14 protein-coding genes and 1 other RNA gene are annotated in these 15,613 nt (G+C 63.8%); 5 read left to right on the plus strand and 10 right to left on the minus strand.

The window, feature by feature from the left end; all coding sequences use genetic code 11:
- Positions 1-116 precede the first annotated feature (116 nt).
- A complete protein-coding gene (locus tag K226_RS0100810) occupies positions 117-1,235 on the plus strand; it encodes a M48 family metallopeptidase (RefSeq protein WP_238324234.1) in 1,119 nt (372 codons plus the stop codon).
- Between the two features lie 87 nt (positions 1,236-1,322).
- Here K226_RS0100810 and rnpB read toward each other — a convergent pair.
- Positions 1,323-1,688: RNase P RNA component class A (gene rnpB / locus K226_RS19335), an RNA gene on the minus strand.
- Between the two features lie 81 nt (positions 1,689-1,769).
- Here rnpB and K226_RS19245 point away from each other — a divergent pair.
- The 4 genes from K226_RS19245 (at position 1,770) to K226_RS0100835 (ending at position 7,402) form a co-directional block, all read left to right on the plus strand.
- Positions 1,770-2,405 carry a class I SAM-dependent methyltransferase gene (locus K226_RS19245; RefSeq protein ID WP_024812977.1) on the plus strand — a complete coding sequence of 212 codons (636 nt, stop codon included), beginning with the start codon at positions 1,770-1,772 and terminating at the stop codon, positions 2,403-2,405.
- A 209-nt stretch (positions 2,406-2,614) separates the two neighbouring features.
- A complete protein-coding gene (gene cysK, locus K226_RS0100820; protein ID WP_024812978.1) occupies positions 2,615-3,532 on the plus strand; it encodes a cysteine synthase A in 918 nt (305 codons plus the stop codon).
- A gap of 430 nt (positions 3,533-3,962) precedes the next feature.
- Positions 3,963-5,699, plus strand: coding sequence for an NAD(P)/FAD-dependent oxidoreductase (locus K226_RS0100830; protein ID WP_024812980.1), 1,737 nt, complete (start codon positions 3,963-3,965; stop codon positions 5,697-5,699).
- 176 nt (positions 5,700-5,875) lie between these two features.
- Entirely contained in the window at positions 5,876-7,402 is a 1,527-nt protein-coding gene (locus K226_RS0100835) for a DASS family sodium-coupled anion symporter (RefSeq protein WP_024812981.1), read from the plus strand.
- A 182-nt stretch (positions 7,403-7,584) separates the two neighbouring features.
- On the opposite strand, the gene htpX is transcribed toward K226_RS0100835, so the two are convergent.
- From htpX to K226_RS0100880, 9 genes are all read right to left on the minus strand, one after another.
- Positions 7,585-8,463, minus strand: a complete 879-nt coding sequence (htpX, locus tag K226_RS0100840) for a protease HtpX (protein ID WP_024812982.1) — start codon at positions 8,461-8,463, stop codon at positions 7,585-7,587.
- A gap of 212 nt (positions 8,464-8,675) precedes the next feature.
- Complete coding sequence (locus tag K226_RS0100845) at positions 8,676-9,440, minus strand: DUF3025 domain-containing protein (RefSeq protein WP_035240784.1); 765 nt, start codon at positions 9,438-9,440, stop codon at positions 8,676-8,678.
- Positions 9,425-10,465, minus strand: coding sequence for a dihydroorotase (pyrC, locus tag K226_RS0100850; RefSeq protein ID WP_024812984.1), 1,041 nt, complete (start codon positions 10,463-10,465; stop codon positions 9,425-9,427). The genes K226_RS0100845 and pyrC overlap by 16 nt, the downstream gene beginning before the upstream one ends.
- A 73-nt stretch (positions 10,466-10,538) precedes the next feature.
- Positions 10,539-10,730, minus strand: a complete 192-nt coding sequence (locus K226_RS0100855; protein WP_024812985.1) for a hypothetical protein — start codon at positions 10,728-10,730, stop codon at positions 10,539-10,541.
- Between the two features lie 159 nt (positions 10,731-10,889).
- Complete coding sequence (locus tag K226_RS0100860) at positions 10,890-11,627, minus strand: amino acid ABC transporter ATP-binding protein (RefSeq protein ID WP_024812986.1); 738 nt, start codon at positions 11,625-11,627, stop codon at positions 10,890-10,892.
- Between the two features lie 152 nt (positions 11,628-11,779).
- Positions 11,780-12,451 (minus strand): amino acid ABC transporter permease, encoded by a 672-nt coding sequence (locus K226_RS0100865; RefSeq protein WP_024812987.1) that lies wholly within the window; start codon positions 12,449-12,451, stop codon positions 11,780-11,782.
- Position 12,452: 1 nt separating this feature from the next.
- A complete protein-coding gene (locus K226_RS0100870; protein WP_024812988.1) occupies positions 12,453-13,208 on the minus strand; it encodes an amino acid ABC transporter permease in 756 nt (251 codons plus the stop codon).
- Between the two features lie 105 nt (positions 13,209-13,313).
- Positions 13,314-14,213: an amino acid ABC transporter substrate-binding protein gene (locus K226_RS0100875; RefSeq protein WP_024812989.1), complete on the minus strand. Its 900-nt coding sequence runs from the start codon at positions 14,211-14,213 to the stop codon at positions 13,314-13,316.
- A 381-nt stretch (positions 14,214-14,594) separates the two neighbouring features.
- On the minus strand, positions 14,595-15,518 hold the full coding sequence (locus K226_RS0100880; RefSeq protein WP_024812990.1) for a LysR family transcriptional regulator: 924 nt from the start codon (positions 15,516-15,518) through the stop codon (positions 14,595-14,597).
- Positions 15,519-15,613: the final 95 nt, after the last annotated feature.

Genomic DNA, 15,613 nt, shown 5'->3' on the forward strand with positions numbered 1-15,613 from the left:
TGACCGGGCCGGTGGCCGCAGGGCAACCCGAGCCATTGGACGCAGCCACTCAGGGAAACGTACACCTGCTGCCCGCACGCTGGTTTGATGGCCTGAGCAGCAAGGCGCAGCCGGTGATGGTGGGTCTGCAGCCCACGCCCAAGGGCCCCTCGCTGGTGCTGCACCCGATGGCGGCGCCGGGCGCGGCACCCCGTGTATTCACCCATGACCAAGTGGCCTGGCCTCAGGCCTGGAGCGCACACCGGTCGCCGCGGCGCGTGGTGGTCGATTTGCGCGACCACGGCAGCCTTGAAATCGACGCCACGGCGCAGTGGCACGCCGCGCTGGCCGCGGCGGGTGCGCGCCCTGGACTGGCCCAGCGTATGCAGATCCACTGGCCCGTGCTGCTGGCCGTGGCGGTGGCCGCCGCCGTGGCTGTTGCGCTGTTTTACCGCTTTGGCACCCCTTGGGCAGCCACCCAGCTCACGCGGTATGTGCCGCTGTCGTGGGAAACCAGCCTGGCCGAAAACGCCTTGCAGCAGATGGACGAGGGCACGCTCAAGCCCAGCAAGCTGCCCGCCGAACGGCAGGCCCAGCTGCGCGCCCGCTTTGACCAGCTGGCGCAGCAAACGCCACCGGCGCTGCAGCGCTACCGCGGCTATGCACCCCGGCTCACGCTGGCCTTTCGTTCGGGCATGGACGCCAATGCCTTCGCACTGCCCGGCGGCACGGTGGTGATGACGGACGCCCTGGTGCGGGTTGCTGCCGAGAAGGGCCTGGACGACAACGCGCTGATCGGTGTGCTGGCCCACGAAATCGGCCATGTGGCGCACCGCCACACCACGCGCATGCTGGTAGAGCAAGGCGTGCTCAACGTGGGCCTGGGCCTGGCGCTGGGAGATGTGTCGTCCGTGCTGTCCACGGGCGGTTCGCTGCTCACCGGCCTGGCCTACCGCCGCAACCATGAGCGCGAGGCCGACTGCTTTGCCATCGCACTGATGGGCCACGCCGCGCTGCCCACGGCGCCCATGGGCCAGTTGCTGCTGGCCATTGCGCATGGCGAAGAAGATGCGCAAGAGAAGGCCGAAGCGCAGGCACAAGCGAAGGGCGAAACGAAGGCCGGCAAGCCCGCCGATACCAAGCGAGCCCCACCCGGGGAGCAAGGCGTGTGGTCGTGGCTTAGCAGCCACCCGGACACGGTGGAGCGCGCCACCGAGCTGGAACGCGGCCATGCACCGCGTTGCGCTGCGCCTTGATGGAACGCCGCGATTTACTTCAGAATAATCAAAAACAATAGCGCACTGCGCTTATTTCATAAGCGCTGGCGCCTGTTTTCATGAAAAGTGTGAAGCGCGCCGATAAGCCGGATTCTGTGCACTGCGGTTGCCCGCAGCGTGACCGCCATTACTCTGGGCCGGGTGTCGCCACCACGGCTCGATGCTACCTACCCGCCAACTCTGCGGAACCACATCAACGTTGGCCTACTTGGTATTGCTGCGCGTAGAGATTGCCCGTTTCACCCGAAGCGGGCGCCGCCCGCTTCGGGTGAAACACCCTCCGTGGCTTGCAGCCTGCTCCGACTCGTCTCTGTTGCTCTGATCCTCACCTCACGGTGGGCAGCCGTTAGCTGCTACGCTGTCCTGTGCAGTCCGGACGTTCCTCCAGTGCCTGGTTTCCCAGATTGCACCAGCGGCGGTCTGGCGCGCTTCACGGGGGCGATTGTCCCAGATTTCGCCGTGCAGGCCGGGCACGCCCGCTGTGGCGCACGTTTTACGCAAGCTTTAGACACCATGACCACTACGCATCCACCGCAATCCACGCCAACCACGCCGTCGTCGCATTTCGACGCTGCCGCCCGCGACTGGGACCAGCGCCCCATGTCGCAGCAACTGGCCGCTGTGCCGCCGCTGTTGCTGGCGCATCTGCCGCTGTCGCCCACCGACCAGGTGCTCGACTTTGGCGCGGGCACCGGCCTGCTGGCCACGCAGATTGCACCCAAGGTGGCGCATGTCACCGCGCTGGACATGTCTGCCGCCATGCTGCAGGTGCTGGACGAAAAAGGCGTTGCCAACATCACCACGCACCATGGCGACATTTTTGACGGCCTGCCGGGGCGCTACCACGCCATCGTGAGCTGCATGGCCCTGCACCATGTGGCCGACACCGCCGCTTTGATGCGCGCCTTTGCCGCTGCGCTGCACCCCGGCGGGCGCATTGCGCTGGTGGATCTGTATGCCGAAGACGGCAGCTTTCACGGCGACAACGCCGCCAAGGGCGTGCAGCACCTGGGTTTTGCGCCCGAAGCCTTGCAGGCGCAGGCCGAGCAGGCGGGCCTGCAAGGCATCGTCTTTACCGGCATCCTGCACATGCAGCACCGCAATGGCCAAAGCTATCCGCTGTTTTTGATGACGGGGCACAAACCATGATTCAACATTGATAGCTGCACCCGCTTGATGGACGGCGGTTACAGCCCGTTTTCATCTATAAATTTGGCCGAGGCCGCCCGCCTGCGGGCACTGCACACCGCCCGCAGGCTGCGATGCCCCTGCGCTGTGCATATCCATATAGCCGCTGCGCAGAACAAGTGGTTCAGAATGCGTGCCAACCCCTTTTCATTTCCCCTTCAGGAGACGCCATGAAAGTCGACAACGTTCTGCAAACCATTGGCAACACGCCGCATGTGCGCATCAACCGCCTGTTTGGCGCGGGCGCCAACGTGTGGATCAAGTCCGAGCGCGGCAACCCCGGCGGCTCCATCAAAGACCGCATTGCGCTGGCCATGGTGGAAGACGCCGAGAAATCGGGCGCCCTGCAACCGGGCGGCACCATCATCGAGCCCACCAGCGGCAACACCGGTGTGGGCCTGGCCATGGTGGCGGCCGTCAAGGGCTACAAGCTGGTTCTGGTGATGCCCGACAGCATGAGTATTGAGCGCCGCCGCCTGATGCTGGCCTATGGCGCCAGCTTCGACCTGACGCCGCGCGAAAAGGGCATGAAGGGCGCCATTGCCCGCGCCGAAGAGCTCAAGGCCCAGACGCCCGGCGCCTGGATTCCGCAGCAGTTCGAAAACCCCGCAAACATCGACGTGCATGTGCGCACCACGGCGCAGGAAATCCTGGCCGATTTTCCCGACGGGCTGGATGCGCTGATTACCGGCGTGGGCACCGGCGGCCACCTGACCGGCGTGGCGCGCGTGCTGAAAGCCAAATTCCCGCAACTCAAGGTGTTTGCCGTGGAGCCCACGCAGTCGCCCGTGATCAGTGGCGGCCAGCCGGCACCGCACCCCATCCAGGGCATTGGTGCGGGTTTCATCCCCAAAAACCTGGACACCAGCCTGCTCGACGGCGTGATCCAGGTCGAGGCCGAGCCCGCGCGCGAATACGCCCGCCGCAGCGCCCGCGAGGAAGGCATGCTGGTCGGCATCTCCAGCGGCGCCACACTGGCCGCCATTGCGCAAAAGCTGCCCGAGCTGCCCGCCGGGGCCAAGGTGCTGGGCTTCAACTACGACACGGGTGAGCGCTACCTGTCGGTCGAAGGCTTTTTGCCAACGTAAGGCAAAATTTGAGCCAAATCGGCCTCTAGCGCTTATCCATCAAGCGCAAGTAGCTATTAATAAAGGAGCTTTCGAGCTCCTTTATTTTTTCGCCCGGTGCAGAGCGTCACGCCTTCACCGGCCCATACGCCGCCATGAGCGCCGCCACGGCCCGCTGCACCGTGGCATGGATTTCGTCGTCTGTGATGGGCTGCAGGGTCTGGAACAAAACCGGTCCTGCCATTCGGCCTCCAGCAGCGCGCGCGGGTGCGGGGCGGCGACCCCCCTGCTGCTGGGCAGCGCGACGCAGAAGGTGTTGGCGCATTCCAGAATTCCGGTGCTGGTGTACCGGAAAAGCGCAGCCATCGCGGACATGCCAAACCATGCGGCGGTCGGTAAAATCACCCTCCCCTGCATTGCCCTTCGCCCGATAACCACGGGCCGCAAGACCATGATCCGCCTTTCTGAAATCCGGCTGCCGCTGTCCGCGCTGCCGTCCGACCCCGACACCCAGCCCGAAGCCGCCCTGCGCGCCCGCGCCGCCCAGGCACTGGGTCTGGTCGATGCCGCCGACATTGCCACGCTGCGGGTTTTCAAGCGCAGCTTTGACGCGCGCAAGGTCGATTTGCTGGCGGTGTACATCGTCGACATCACGCTCGCCGACCCCACGCAGCAAGCCGCACTGCTCGAAAAATTTGCAGGCAACCCGCACATCCAGCCCACGCCCGACATGGCCTGGCACCCCGTGGGCCAGGCCCCGGCCGAGCTGCCCCTGCGCCCGGTGGTGGTGGGCTTTGGCCCCTGCGGCATTTTTGCGGCGCTGGTGCTGGCGCAAATGGGCTTCAAGCCCATCGTGCTGGAGCGCGGCAAGAACGTGCGCGAACGCACCCAGGACACCTGGGGCCTGTGGCGCAAGCGCGAGCTCAACCCCGAAAGCAATGTGCAGTTTGGCGAAGGTGGCGCGGGCACGTTCAGCGATGGCAAGCTTTACAGCCAGATCAAGGACCCGCGCCACCTGGGCCGCAAGGTGATGGCCGAGTTTGTGAAGGCGGGCGCGCCCGAAGAAATTCTGTATGTGGCGCATCCGCATATCGGCACCTTCAAGCTGGTGAAGGTGGTGGAGAGCCTGCGCGCGCAGATCATTGCGCTGGGCGGGGAGATCCGTTTCGGTCAGCGCGTGACCGATCTGGTGGTTGAAACCGGCCCGCAAGGCCGACATGTGCGTGGCGTGCAGGTGCTGGACCAGGCCTCAGGCACCACCACCGAGCTGCGTGCCGACCATGTGGTGGTGGCCCTGGGCCACAGCGCGCGCGACACCTTTGCCATGCTGTACGAGCGGGGCGTGCAGATGGAGGCCAAGCCGTTTTCCATCGGGTTTCGCATCGAGCACCCGCAGGGCGTGATCGATCGCGCTCGCTGGGGCCGCCATGCCGGCCACCCCTTGCTGGGCGCCGCCGACTACAAGCTGGTGCACCACGCTGCCAATGGCCGCGCCGTTTACAGCTTTTGCATGTGCCCCGGCGGCACCGTGGTAGCCGCCACCAGCGAACCCGGCCGCGTGGTCACCAACGGCATGAGCCAGTATTCGCGCAACGAGCGCAACGCCAATGCGGGCATGGTGGTGGGCATTGACCCGGACGATTTTCCGCGCGCACCCGCAGCCTATGAAGCCGCGCTGGGCGCCACGCACGGGGTCGAGGCGCTGGCCGCCGGCCAGCACCACCCGCTGGCGGGCATCGTGCTGCAGCGCCAGCTCGAATCGAACGCCTATGTGCTTGGCGGCAGCAACTACAGCGCGCCCGGCCAACTGGTGGGCGATTTCATCGCGGGCCGGCCCTCCAGGGAGCTGGGCAGCGTGCAGCCCTCTTACCAGCCCGGCGTGACGCTGGGCGACCTGCATGGCGCACTGCCCGGCTATGCCATCGAAGCCATGCGCGAGGCCCTGCCGGTGTTCGGCCGCAAGATCAAGGGCTACGACATGCCCGATGCCGTGCTCACCGGCGTGGAGACGCGCACATCGGCCCCGCTGCGCATTGACCGCGGCGACAACCTGCAAAGCCCCAACACCCCCGGCCTGTATCCGGCCGGCGAAGGGGCGGGCTTCGCCGGCGGCATTCTTTCAGCGGGCGTGGATGGCATCAAGGTGGGCGAAGCCGTGGCACGCAGCCTGCTGGGCGCAGCGGCCTGACGGCGCCCAGGTCAGGGTCGCGGGCAACGCCCGCCCGTCCAGCGCATTGACTGCGGCCTGCAGCGACAGGACATGGTGGGCGACGGCAGCTAAATTTTCTTGACATCAGTCAGACCGCATCCGCACCGGGGAGGCACACTGCAGGCAGGAAGGCACCCACGCCAAAGGAGCACCGCATGACCGCACCGATCGCCACACCCCTGCCCGCACCGCCTACCGCGCCGCCCCCGGGACTGATCAAACGCCTTGGGCTGTGGGCTGCACTGGCGGCCCTGGTGGCGGTGCTGCTGCTGCCCACGCCGGCCGATCTGCCGCTGGCCGGGCACTACATGCTGGCCATCCTGGCGTTTGCCGTGATCGTGTGGATGACCGAGGCGCTCGACTATTCGGTCAGCGCCGTGGTCATTGGCGCGCTGATGCTCTTCTTGCTGGCCTACGCACCCAGCGCCGCCAAGCCCGGCGTGACAACGGCCATGGGTACCGGGGCCTCGCTCGGCCTGGCGCTCTCAGGCTTTGCCAACAGTGCTGTGGCCCTGGTGGCGGCGGCGTGTTTCATTGCCTCGGCCATGACGGCCACGGGGCTGGACCGGCGCATCGCGCTCACGGTGCTCTCCAAGGTGGGGGCCAAGACGCACCACATCGTGATTGGCGCCATGATTGTGGGCTTTTTGCTGTCGTTCATTGTGCCCAGCACCACGGCCCGGGTAGCGTGCCTCATGCCCATCATGATGGGCTTTGTGCTGGCCTTCAATGTGGACCGCAAAAGCCGCTTTGCCGCATTGCTGGTGATCACCACGGCGCAAACGGCCAGCATCTGGAACGTGGGCATCAAGACCGCCGCAGCGCAGAACATGGTGGCCATCGGTTTCATCGAAAAGCAGCTGGGCGCGCAGATCACCTGGGGCGAATGGTTCGTGGCGGCAGCCCCTTTTGCCGCGCTGATGACGGTGGCGCTGTTCTTCATCATGACCCGCATGATGAAGCCCGAAATGAAAGAGATTGCCGGGGGGCAGGAAACCATCCGCAGGCAACTGCAAGAGCTGGGCCCCATGACTCTGAACCAGTGGAAACTGCTGGGCATCGTGCTGGTGCTGCTGGGGTTCTGGTCCACCGAAAAAGTGCTGCACAGCTTTGACACCACCTCCACCACCATCGCGGCGGTGGCGCTGATGCTGTTTCCGCGCATCGGCGTGATGAACTGGAAGCAATCGCAAAAGGGCTTCCCCTGGGGCACGGTGGTGCTGTTTGCCGTGGGCATCAGCGTGGGTTCGGCCCTGCTGCAGACCAAGGCAGCGGGCTGGCTGGCCCAGCTTATCGTGAGCAACCTGGGCCTGCAGATGGCGTCGGCATTCGCCATCCTGATGCTGCTGTCGGGCTTCCTGATCGTGATTCACCTGGGTTTTGCCAGTGCCACGGCGCTGGCGTCCACCATGATTCCCATCATCATCAGCGTGCTGTCCACCGTGCAGACGCCGGGCATCAACATCGTGGGCATGACCATGATTTTGCAGTTTGTGGTGAGCTTCGGCTTCATCTTGCCGGTGAACGCGCCGCAGAACATGATTGCCTACGGCACCGACACCTTCGAAGCCCGTGACTTTGTGCGCACCGGCATCGTGATCACCATCGTGGCCACTGCTTTGCTGGTTATTTTTGCACTGACCTACTGGCCCTGGATGGGCCTCATGGTGCACCAGCCATAGCGCTTGGGGGCAAGCACCGGGCCCCATGCAGGCATCCGCCTGCCAGCCAGATGGAAACGCTGGCATTGCCCGGCAGCCTTGCAGCCATCAACCACGCACCCCAAAAACAAAACCGCCGCAGGGCGCAAACCCTGCGGCGGTCTGTTTGAACCGGGGCCCGAAGGCCCGGCCCGCCAACCGGATCAACCCTGCTGAGCGTTCTGCAGCGCGGCAATGCGCTCTTCAATTGGCGGGTGGGTGCTGAACAGCTTGCCAATGCCACCGGCAATGCCCATGGCGGCCATGCTCTTGGGCAGCTCGGCGGGGTGCATGCCACCCAGGCGGGCCAGGGCGTTGATCATGGGCTGGCGACGGCCCATGAGCTGGGAAGCGCCTGCATCGGCACGGAACTCGCGCTGGCGCGAGAACCACGCCACGATGATGGCGGCTGCAAAGCCCAGCACGATGTCGAGCACGACGGTGGTGATCATGTAACCGATTCCGGGGCCCGAGCTGTTTTCGTCGTTCTTGCGCAGGAAGCTGTCCACGGCGTAGCCGATCACGCGCGACAGGAACACCACAAAGGTGTTCATCACGCCCTGGATCAGCGTCATGGTGACCATGTCGCCATTGGCAATGTGGGCCACCTCATGGCCGATCACGGCCTCGACCTCGTCGCGCGTCATGCCCTGCAGCAGACCGGTGGACACTGCCACCAGCGCCGAGTTCTTGAACGCACCGGTGGCAAAGGCATTGGGGTCGCCTTCAAAAATGCCGACCTCGGGCATGCCGATGCCGGCCTTGTCGGCAAACTTGCGCACGGTCTCGACGATCCAGGCCTCATCCGCCGAGCCAGAGCCGTCGATGATCTGCACCTTGGCGCTCCACTTGGCCATGGGCTTGCTGATGAGCAGCGAGATGATGGCACCGCCAAAGCCCATCACCAGCGCAAAGCCCAGCAAGGCGCCCAGGTTCAGGCCGTTGGCCGTGAGGTACCGGTTGACGCCCAGCAGGCTGGCCACCACCCCCAGCACCGCAACGACGGCCAGGTTGGTCATCACAAATAAAAGAATCCGCTTCATGAGTTCTCCGTGGGGTAAACAACAACAAGTGTTTGATGGCTCAGATGGGGGCCGGAGGCGGCGCTTCAAGCACCTGCACAACCAGACGGCGGCACGGTACCGCGCTGCTTGCACGCCCCCGGGGCGCCCCTATGGCCGCGATTTCATCGCGCAATGGTAGGTCCAAACCAGCTCCAGGGCCTTATCACACAAGCCTTGACGGGAATTAGGTGTCAGCGCGCCGCGCGGGGCGGCCGAAAGACCTGCGCATCGCCATAAAAGCCCGGCACCTCGTTGGCTGGCCACCAGCCGGGCACCCCCAGCACCGGCAGCGGCGTGAAGGGTTTGGCGGCCCACGGCTCGGGCTGCACGGCCTGCGCCAGCCAGGCATCCAGGTTTGCTATTGAATTTATAGCTAATGGCGCTTGATAGACGTGGGCTACCATAGGTTTTCGTGGTGAAACCAGTTTTTCGAGCAAAGCGTGCCCAAACAACACCAGCCGCGCCTCGCGCCACAGCGGGCGCAAATCGACAAAAAGCGCCTGCCAGTCCCGCGCGCGCAGCGCCGCCCACAGCGCAGGCGGAGCACTGAGCACCGCGCCGTTTTCGTCAAACACCGTGAGCGCGTCACGCAGCGGCCCGCGCACGGCCTGCACACCATCGGCGGCAATGGCCTGGGCCTGTAGCTGGTTCAGGCGGCGCTTGGTGTGCGGAAACTGCAGCCACACCAAGCCGTTGAAGAAATCGTGCAAGTTGTCGCGGGTGGGGACACGGCGGGTGTCGAAGATGTACTGCTCGTAGGCGGTGCCACCGGGCAGTTCGGACTGGGGGACAAAGCGCACGACAGGCCCCGGCAACGTGGCAGCTTGCAGTGCGCGGTGCACGGGGTCCCCGCCCTGCACCTGCTGTGCCATCTGCGGGCCAACGTGGCTGAAAGGCTCCAGCCAGGGCGCGCTCCAGTCGATGGCCTCCAGGGCGTGGTTTACACCAGCCGCCACGGCAACGCTTCACCCGAGCGCAGGGGCTTGAGCTCGGCTTCGCCAAACGCAAAGCTGTCAGGCGGCGTCCACGATTCGCGGCGCAGGGTGATGGTGCCGGTATTGCGCGGCAGGGCGTAGAAGTCGGGGCCATGAAAACTGGCAAAGCCTTCGAGCTTGTCGAGCGCCCCTGCGTTGTCAAACGCCTCGGCATACATCTCGATGGCGGCGTGAGCCGTGTAGCAGCCTGCGCAGCCGGTGGCGTGTTCCTTGAGGTGCGCGGGATGCGGCGCGCTGTCGGTGCCCAGAAAGAACTTGGCGTTGCCGCTGGTGGCAGCCTGCACCAGGGCCACACGGTGCGTTTCGCGCTTGAGCACGGGCAGGCAGTAGTAGTGCGGACGGATGCCCCCGGTAAAGATGGCGTTGCGGTTGTAAAGCAGGTGGTGTGCCGTGATGGTGGCGGCCGTAAAGCCGTCGGCCTCGCGCACGTAGTCGGCTGCATCCTTGGTGGTGATGTGCTCGAAGACGATTTTGAGTTCGGGGAAATCGCGGCGCAGCGGGATGAGCTGCTGCTCGATGAACGCGGCCTCGCGGTCGAACAGGTCGATGTCGCTGCTGGTGACCTCGCCATGCACCAAAAGCAGCATGCCGGCTTTCTGCATGGCTTCGAGGGTGGGGTAGGTCTTGCGCAGGTCGGTCACGCCAGCGTCGCTGTTGGTGGTGGCACCGGCGGGGTAGAGCTTGGCGGCGACGACGCCCGCAGCCTTGGCGCGCCCGATTTCTTCAGGCGGCAGGTTGTCGGTGAGATACAGCGTCATCAGCGGCTCAAACTGCACACCGGCCGGCACGGCAGCCAGGATGCGGGCCTTGTAGTCCAGCGCCTGCTGCGCCGTGGTCACGGGCGGGCGCAGGTTGGGCATGATGATCGCGCGGCCGAACTGGGCGGCCGTGTGCGGCACGACGGTGTGCAGGGGCGCGCCGTCGCGCACATGCAGGTGCCAGTCGTCGGGGCGGGTGAGGGTGAGGGTGTCTGGGGCGGCAGTCATGGGCGCCATTCTCCCATCACTCCCCGGCCGCAGGGCATTCGCCATCGGCGCCCGGCTGGCGAGCACCGATGGGTTATACGGGGTCGAAGCCGGCCAGATCCAGCGCTTCGCGCAGCGAATCAAGGGCGTCGCGCACAAGGAAGGTTTCTGCATCGTCACTGGAACATGCCCGGATGCCCTCATGGCTGATGTTCTTGACGAAGCGCGCCAGCGCCTGTGCGTTTTCGGGGGTGAGTTCGGCGGTGATGACCACGGGTTGTTTCATTTTTGATATCTCGTTCAGACCATACTGGCCGCACCGGAAGATTCCGGCCCCGGCGATCTTACCGACTGAAAGAAGACCCGCCCTTCACACGGCACAGCCCGACACCCCGCCCAAAAACACCAACGGCACCCGCAGGTGCCGCCGTGCAGTGCAATGTACTCAGTGCTGCAGGATCTTGTTGAGGAAATCCTTGGTGCGTGGCTGGCGTGCATCGGGGTTGTTGAAGAAGTCTTCCTTCGAGCAATCCTCCAGAATCTTGCCGCCCACGTCCATGAAGATCACACGGTTGCTGACCTTGCGGGCAAAACCCATTTCGTGGGTGACGCACATCATGGTCATGCCCTCGTTGGCCAGGCCCACCATTACGTCGAGCACTTCGCCCACCATTTCGGGGTCGAGCGCCGAGGTGGGCTCGTCGAACAGCATCACGATAGGGTCCATGCTCAGAGCGCGCGCAATGGCCACGCGCTGCTGCTGGCCGCCCGAAAGCTGGCCCGGAAACTTGTCCTTGTGCGCCATCAGGCCCACGCGCTCCAGCATCTTGAGGCCACGCTTCTTGGCGTCGTCGGCATTGCGGCCCAGTACCTTGATCTGTGCAATGGTGAGGTTGTCCGTCACCGACAGGTGGGGGAACAGCTCGAAGTGCTGGAACACCATGCCCACGCGGCTGCGCAGTTTGGGCAGGTCGGTCTTGGGGTCGTGCACGGCAATGCCATCCACATAGATCTCGCCCTTCTGAAAGGGCTCCAGCGCATTGATGGTCTTGATCAGCGTGGACTTGCCCGAGCCCGAAGGACCGCACACCACCACCACCTCGCCTTTCTGGATGGTGGTGGAGCAATCGGTCAGCACCTGCACGGGGCCATACCACTTGGAAACATTTTTGAGTTCAATCATTTTTCACTCCAACTCGTGTCAGTTGCCCATCGCACTGCGCTGGCCATGGACGCGACCCAGACTGCGGGACGGCCAGCAAGGGCCGCCCCGCAGCAAAGGCAGTCGTCCCCCTTCAAGGGGGAAGGCGCGCAGCGCCTCAGGGGGTGGGTATCTCATCGGATGATGGCGATCTTCTGGTGCAGGCGCTTGACCGCCCAGGACAGCGCGTAGCACATCACAAAGTACAGCACGGCCGCCGCCAGATAGGCCTCGATAGGGCGGCCAAAGTTCTTGCCGGCCACTTCAAAGCCTTTGAGCATGTCGTAGGCACCAATGGCATAGACCAGCGAGGTGTCCTGAAACAGGATGATGGTCTGCGTGAGCAGCACCGGCAGCATATTGCGAAACGCCTGCGGCAACACCACCAGTTTCATGTTCTGGCTGTAGGTCATGCCCAGCGCCTGGCCGGCATACACCTGCCCCCTCGGTACCGACTGAATGCCTGCCCGCATGATTTCGCTGAAATATGCGGCCTCAAAGGCGATGAAGGTGATCACTGCGGACACCTCGGCACCGATGGGCCGGCCGATGATGGCCGGCACCAGCAGAAAGAACCAAAGAATCACCATGACCAGCGGAATGCTGCGCATGCCGTTGACGTAGATGGTGGCGGGCACATCCAGCCACTTCTTGCCCGACAGGCGCATGAGCGCCAGCACCGTGCCGAAGATCACACCACCAATGGTGGCCACCAGCGTGAGCATGAGGCTGAAGTACAGCCCCTTGAGCACGAAGTTGGAGATCAAGTCCCAGTTGTAGAACGAAAAATCAAGGCTGAGGTTCATGTCAGTGCCCTCCCGATCCACCGGCCACGATCAGGCCCGGTACGCGCGCGCGCTTCTCGATGAAGGCCATGATGCGGTTGATGGCGAAGGCCGAGACGATGTAGCAGGCCGTGACGGCCAGGTACACCTCGATGCCGCGAGAGGTTTCTTCCTGCGCCTGCATGGCGAACATGGTGAGCTCGGCCACCGACACGGCAAACGCCACGGACGAGTTCTTGAAGATGTTCATCGTCTCGCTGGTCAGCGGCGGAATGATGATGCGAAACGCCATGGGCAGCAGCACATAGCGGTAGGTCTGAAACGTGGTGAAGCCCATGGCCAGGCCTGCGTAGCGCTGACCGCGCGGCAGTGCCTGTATGCCCGAGCGCACCTGTTCGGCAATGCGCGCCGAGGTAAAAAACCCCAGCGCCAGCACCACCAGCACAAAGCCCGGCACAGCCTTCATGGCCGGAAACATGGTGGGCACGACGTGGTACCACAGAAAAATCTGCACCAGCAGCGGAATGTTGCGAAACAACTCCACCCAGGCATTGCCCAGCCGCACCACGACCGGCCGATCCTGCAGCGTTCGCAGGGTGCCGATGAACGACCCCAAAACCAGCGCCAGCAGCAGCGCCAGCACCGATACCGACACCGTCCAGCCCCAGGCCGACAGCATCCAATCCAGATAAGTGATGTCGCCGCCTTTGCCAAAGCAGCCCTGCACCACCTGCCGCTCCAGTGTGTCTTCGCAGAACACCTGCCAATCCCAGCTCATAGGATCGTTCCTTCTTCAAACGGAGGGTGTTGGGCCCCGCCAGAGGCGCCCAACAAAAAAGCCCCTTCAAACCCGCGGTTCGAAGGGGCGGTTCAATCCTGGGGATTACTTCTTGGCGTAGTCTTCCATGGGCTTGTCGTTGGGGTTGGCCCATGCGGCCTTGGTGGCGTCAGACAGTGGCAGACCGATCTTGGTGTTGGTCGGGGGCACAGGCTGCATGAACCACTTGTCATACAGCTTGGCCAGCGAGCCGTCGGCGATCTGGCGCTTGATGGAGTCGTCCACGGCCTTCTTGAAGGCGGGGTCGTCCTTGCGCAGCATGCAGGCGATGGGCTCGACACTCAGAACCTCGCCCACAATCTTGAAGTCGGCCGGGTTCTTGGACTTGGAGATGTTGGCGGCCAGGATGGAGCCGTCCATCACAAAAGCATCGGCACGACCGGTTTCCAGCAGCAGGAAGCTGTCGGCGTGGTCCTTGCCATAGACTTCCTTGAAGTCGATGCCACCGGCGCGCTCGTTCTTGCGCAGCGTCTGCACCGAGGTGGTGCCCGTGGTGGTGGCCACGCTCTTGCCGTTCAGGTCCTTGATGGAGGCGATGCCCGAATTGGCCTTGACGACCATGCGCACTTCTTCCACATAGGTGGTCACAGCAAAGGCCACATCTTTCTGGCGCGTGGCGTTGTTGGTGGTGGAGCCGCACTCCAGGTCCACCGTGCCGTTGGTCACCAGCGGAATGCGGTTTTGCGACGTGACGGGCTGGTACTTGGTTTCCAGCGCGGCCAGGCCCAGCTGCTTGCGGATGTCGGAGATGATGTGCTCGGCCATCTCGGTGTGAAAGCCCACATACTTGCCGTTGCCCAGCGTGTAGGAAAGGCCCGAGGATTCACGCACGCCCAGCGTGACGCTGCCCGAGGACTTGATCTTGGCCAGCGTATCGCCAGCCTGCGCAAACGCGCTGCCTGCCGCGAGGGTGACCACGGCCATTGCGAAAATGTGCTTTTTCATTTCTATCTCCTTGTGTCATTTCAAAAAGGTTTCTGAAGACTTGCGTCTACCCGCATTGTGAGCGGGCCACACAGTCCAGAACAGGGGGTTTACCTGCCGTACCGGTTGGCAGAAAACCCCGCCACAGTGGGTAACCAGAAGTCGCGCAACAGACAACCGACCAGCAGATTCAGCACGGTTGGGCTGAACGCAATGGGCATGAAACCACTTGCCGTGGGATGCCTTCAACAAGACCAGTCCATTGAATGCATGGGCTTGACGCTTGCAATCTTTGTGCCACCAAACTTCCAACGTAACGCATTCAACCCAGTCCGGCCCAACCTGGGCGCCGAATGCGCGAACAACTGTATGAATAGTTTATATCCGCATTCACCTTGGGCATCAGCCCAAACCCTGCAAATACGCCCATAAAGCTTGCGCCGTGCCTTTGGGGGCCTCTTTTGCGCTGGGTTTTTCACGGTAGGCGCGGACATCCATCACGATCTGCAAGCCCGTGTGGTCCGGGGGTTCCGCGCTTACCAGCTTGCGCGCGCGCACGTCTTTTTTAACGGCGCTGTGCGGAAGAAACGCCACGCCATGGCCTTCCAGTGCCATGGCCTTGAGGCCTTCGGCCATGTCGGTTTCATAGACCCGCTCCAGGTGGATGGCGGTGCCCGATTCTTTGAGGATGAGCTCGGTCATGCGCCCCAGATAGGCACCTGGCGCATAGCCCAGATAAGGCAGCGGCTGGCCGACACGGCCGGGCAGGCGAAACAGGGGTTGCCCGTCGGCGTCGGCCTTGCTGTAGGGCGACAGCACCTCCTGCCCCAGGCTCACCATTTCGTAGCGGTCGGCATCCAGCTGAAAAGGCTGCGAAGAGTGGTGGTAGGCAATCATCAGGTCGCAGCCCCCTTCCACCAGGCGCATCACCGCATCGTGCACATTCAACGCAATGAGGCGACTTTTGAAGGGGCCGAATTTCTCGTGCAGGCTCGAAACCCACGCCGGAAAGAAAGTGAACGCCAGCGTGTGCGGCACCGCGAACTCGATCATGTCCTTGCCGGCGCTGGTGTGCGTGCGCAGCATGGCACGCGTGTTCTGCATGGCCTGCAGCATTTCCAGCGCCTGGTCGTACAACGTCTTGCCCGCCGGAGTCAGGCGCGTGGGATACGAGCTGCGGTCCACCAGATCGGTTCCGGCCCACGCCTCCAGCGCCTGGATGCGGCGCGAAAAAGCCGGTTGCGTTACATGCCTCAACTGGGCGGAGCGGCTAAAGCTGCGCGTCTCTGCCAGGCTGACAAAATCCTCAAGCCACTTGGTTTCCATCGCTGCATTATCCGCGCGCACCGATGGCACCGACGGCACTGCCCGAAGGTGTGCATGCATATCAACACACCCCATAATAGGTGGCCGCGCCCACA

It is taken from the genome of Acidovorax sp. JHL-3, from assembly GCF_000526295.1.
GTDB lineage: Bacteria > Pseudomonadota > Gammaproteobacteria > Burkholderiales > Burkholderiaceae_C > Acidovorax > Acidovorax defluvii.

Excerpts from the sequence above, each read along its gene's own strand:
- K226_RS0100810 (WP_238324234.1), top strand. The coding sequence starts at position 117 with ATGGTGGGTCTGCAGCCCACGCCCAAGGGCCCCTCGCTGGTGCTGCAC.
- K226_RS19245 (WP_024812977.1), top strand. The coding sequence starts at position 1,770 with ATGACCACTACGCATCCACCGCAATCCACGCCAACCACGCCGTCGTCG.
- cysK (WP_024812978.1), top strand. The coding sequence starts at position 2,615 with ATGAAAGTCGACAACGTTCTGCAAACCATTGGCAACACGCCGCATGTG.
- K226_RS0100830 (WP_024812980.1), top strand. The coding sequence starts at position 3,963 with ATGATCCGCCTTTCTGAAATCCGGCTGCCGCTGTCCGCGCTGCCGTCC.
- K226_RS0100835 (WP_024812981.1), top strand. The coding sequence starts at position 5,876 with ATGACCGCACCGATCGCCACACCCCTGCCCGCACCGCCTACCGCGCCG.
- htpX (WP_024812982.1), bottom strand. The coding sequence starts at position 8,463 with ATGAAGCGGATTCTTTTATTTGTGATGACCAACCTGGCCGTCGTTGCG.
- pyrC (WP_024812984.1), bottom strand. The coding sequence starts at position 10,465 with ATGACTGCCGCCCCAGACACCCTCACCCTCACCCGCCCCGACGACTGG.
- K226_RS0100855 (WP_024812985.1), bottom strand. The coding sequence starts at position 10,730 with ATGAAACAACCCGTGGTCATCACCGCCGAACTCACCCCCGAAAACGCA.
- K226_RS0100860 (WP_024812986.1), bottom strand. The coding sequence starts at position 11,627 with ATGATTGAACTCAAAAATGTTTCCAAGTGGTATGGCCCCGTGCAGGTG.
- K226_RS0100865 (WP_024812987.1), bottom strand. The coding sequence starts at position 12,451 with ATGAACCTCAGCCTTGATTTTTCGTTCTACAACTGGGACTTGATCTCC.
- K226_RS0100870 (WP_024812988.1), bottom strand. The coding sequence starts at position 13,208 with ATGAGCTGGGATTGGCAGGTGTTCTGCGAAGACACACTGGAGCGGCAG.
- K226_RS0100875 (WP_024812989.1), bottom strand. The coding sequence starts at position 14,213 with ATGAAAAAGCACATTTTCGCAATGGCCGTGGTCACCCTCGCGGCAGGC.
- K226_RS0100880 (WP_024812990.1), bottom strand. The coding sequence starts at position 15,518 with ATGGAAACCAAGTGGCTTGAGGATTTTGTCAGCCTGGCAGAGACGCGC.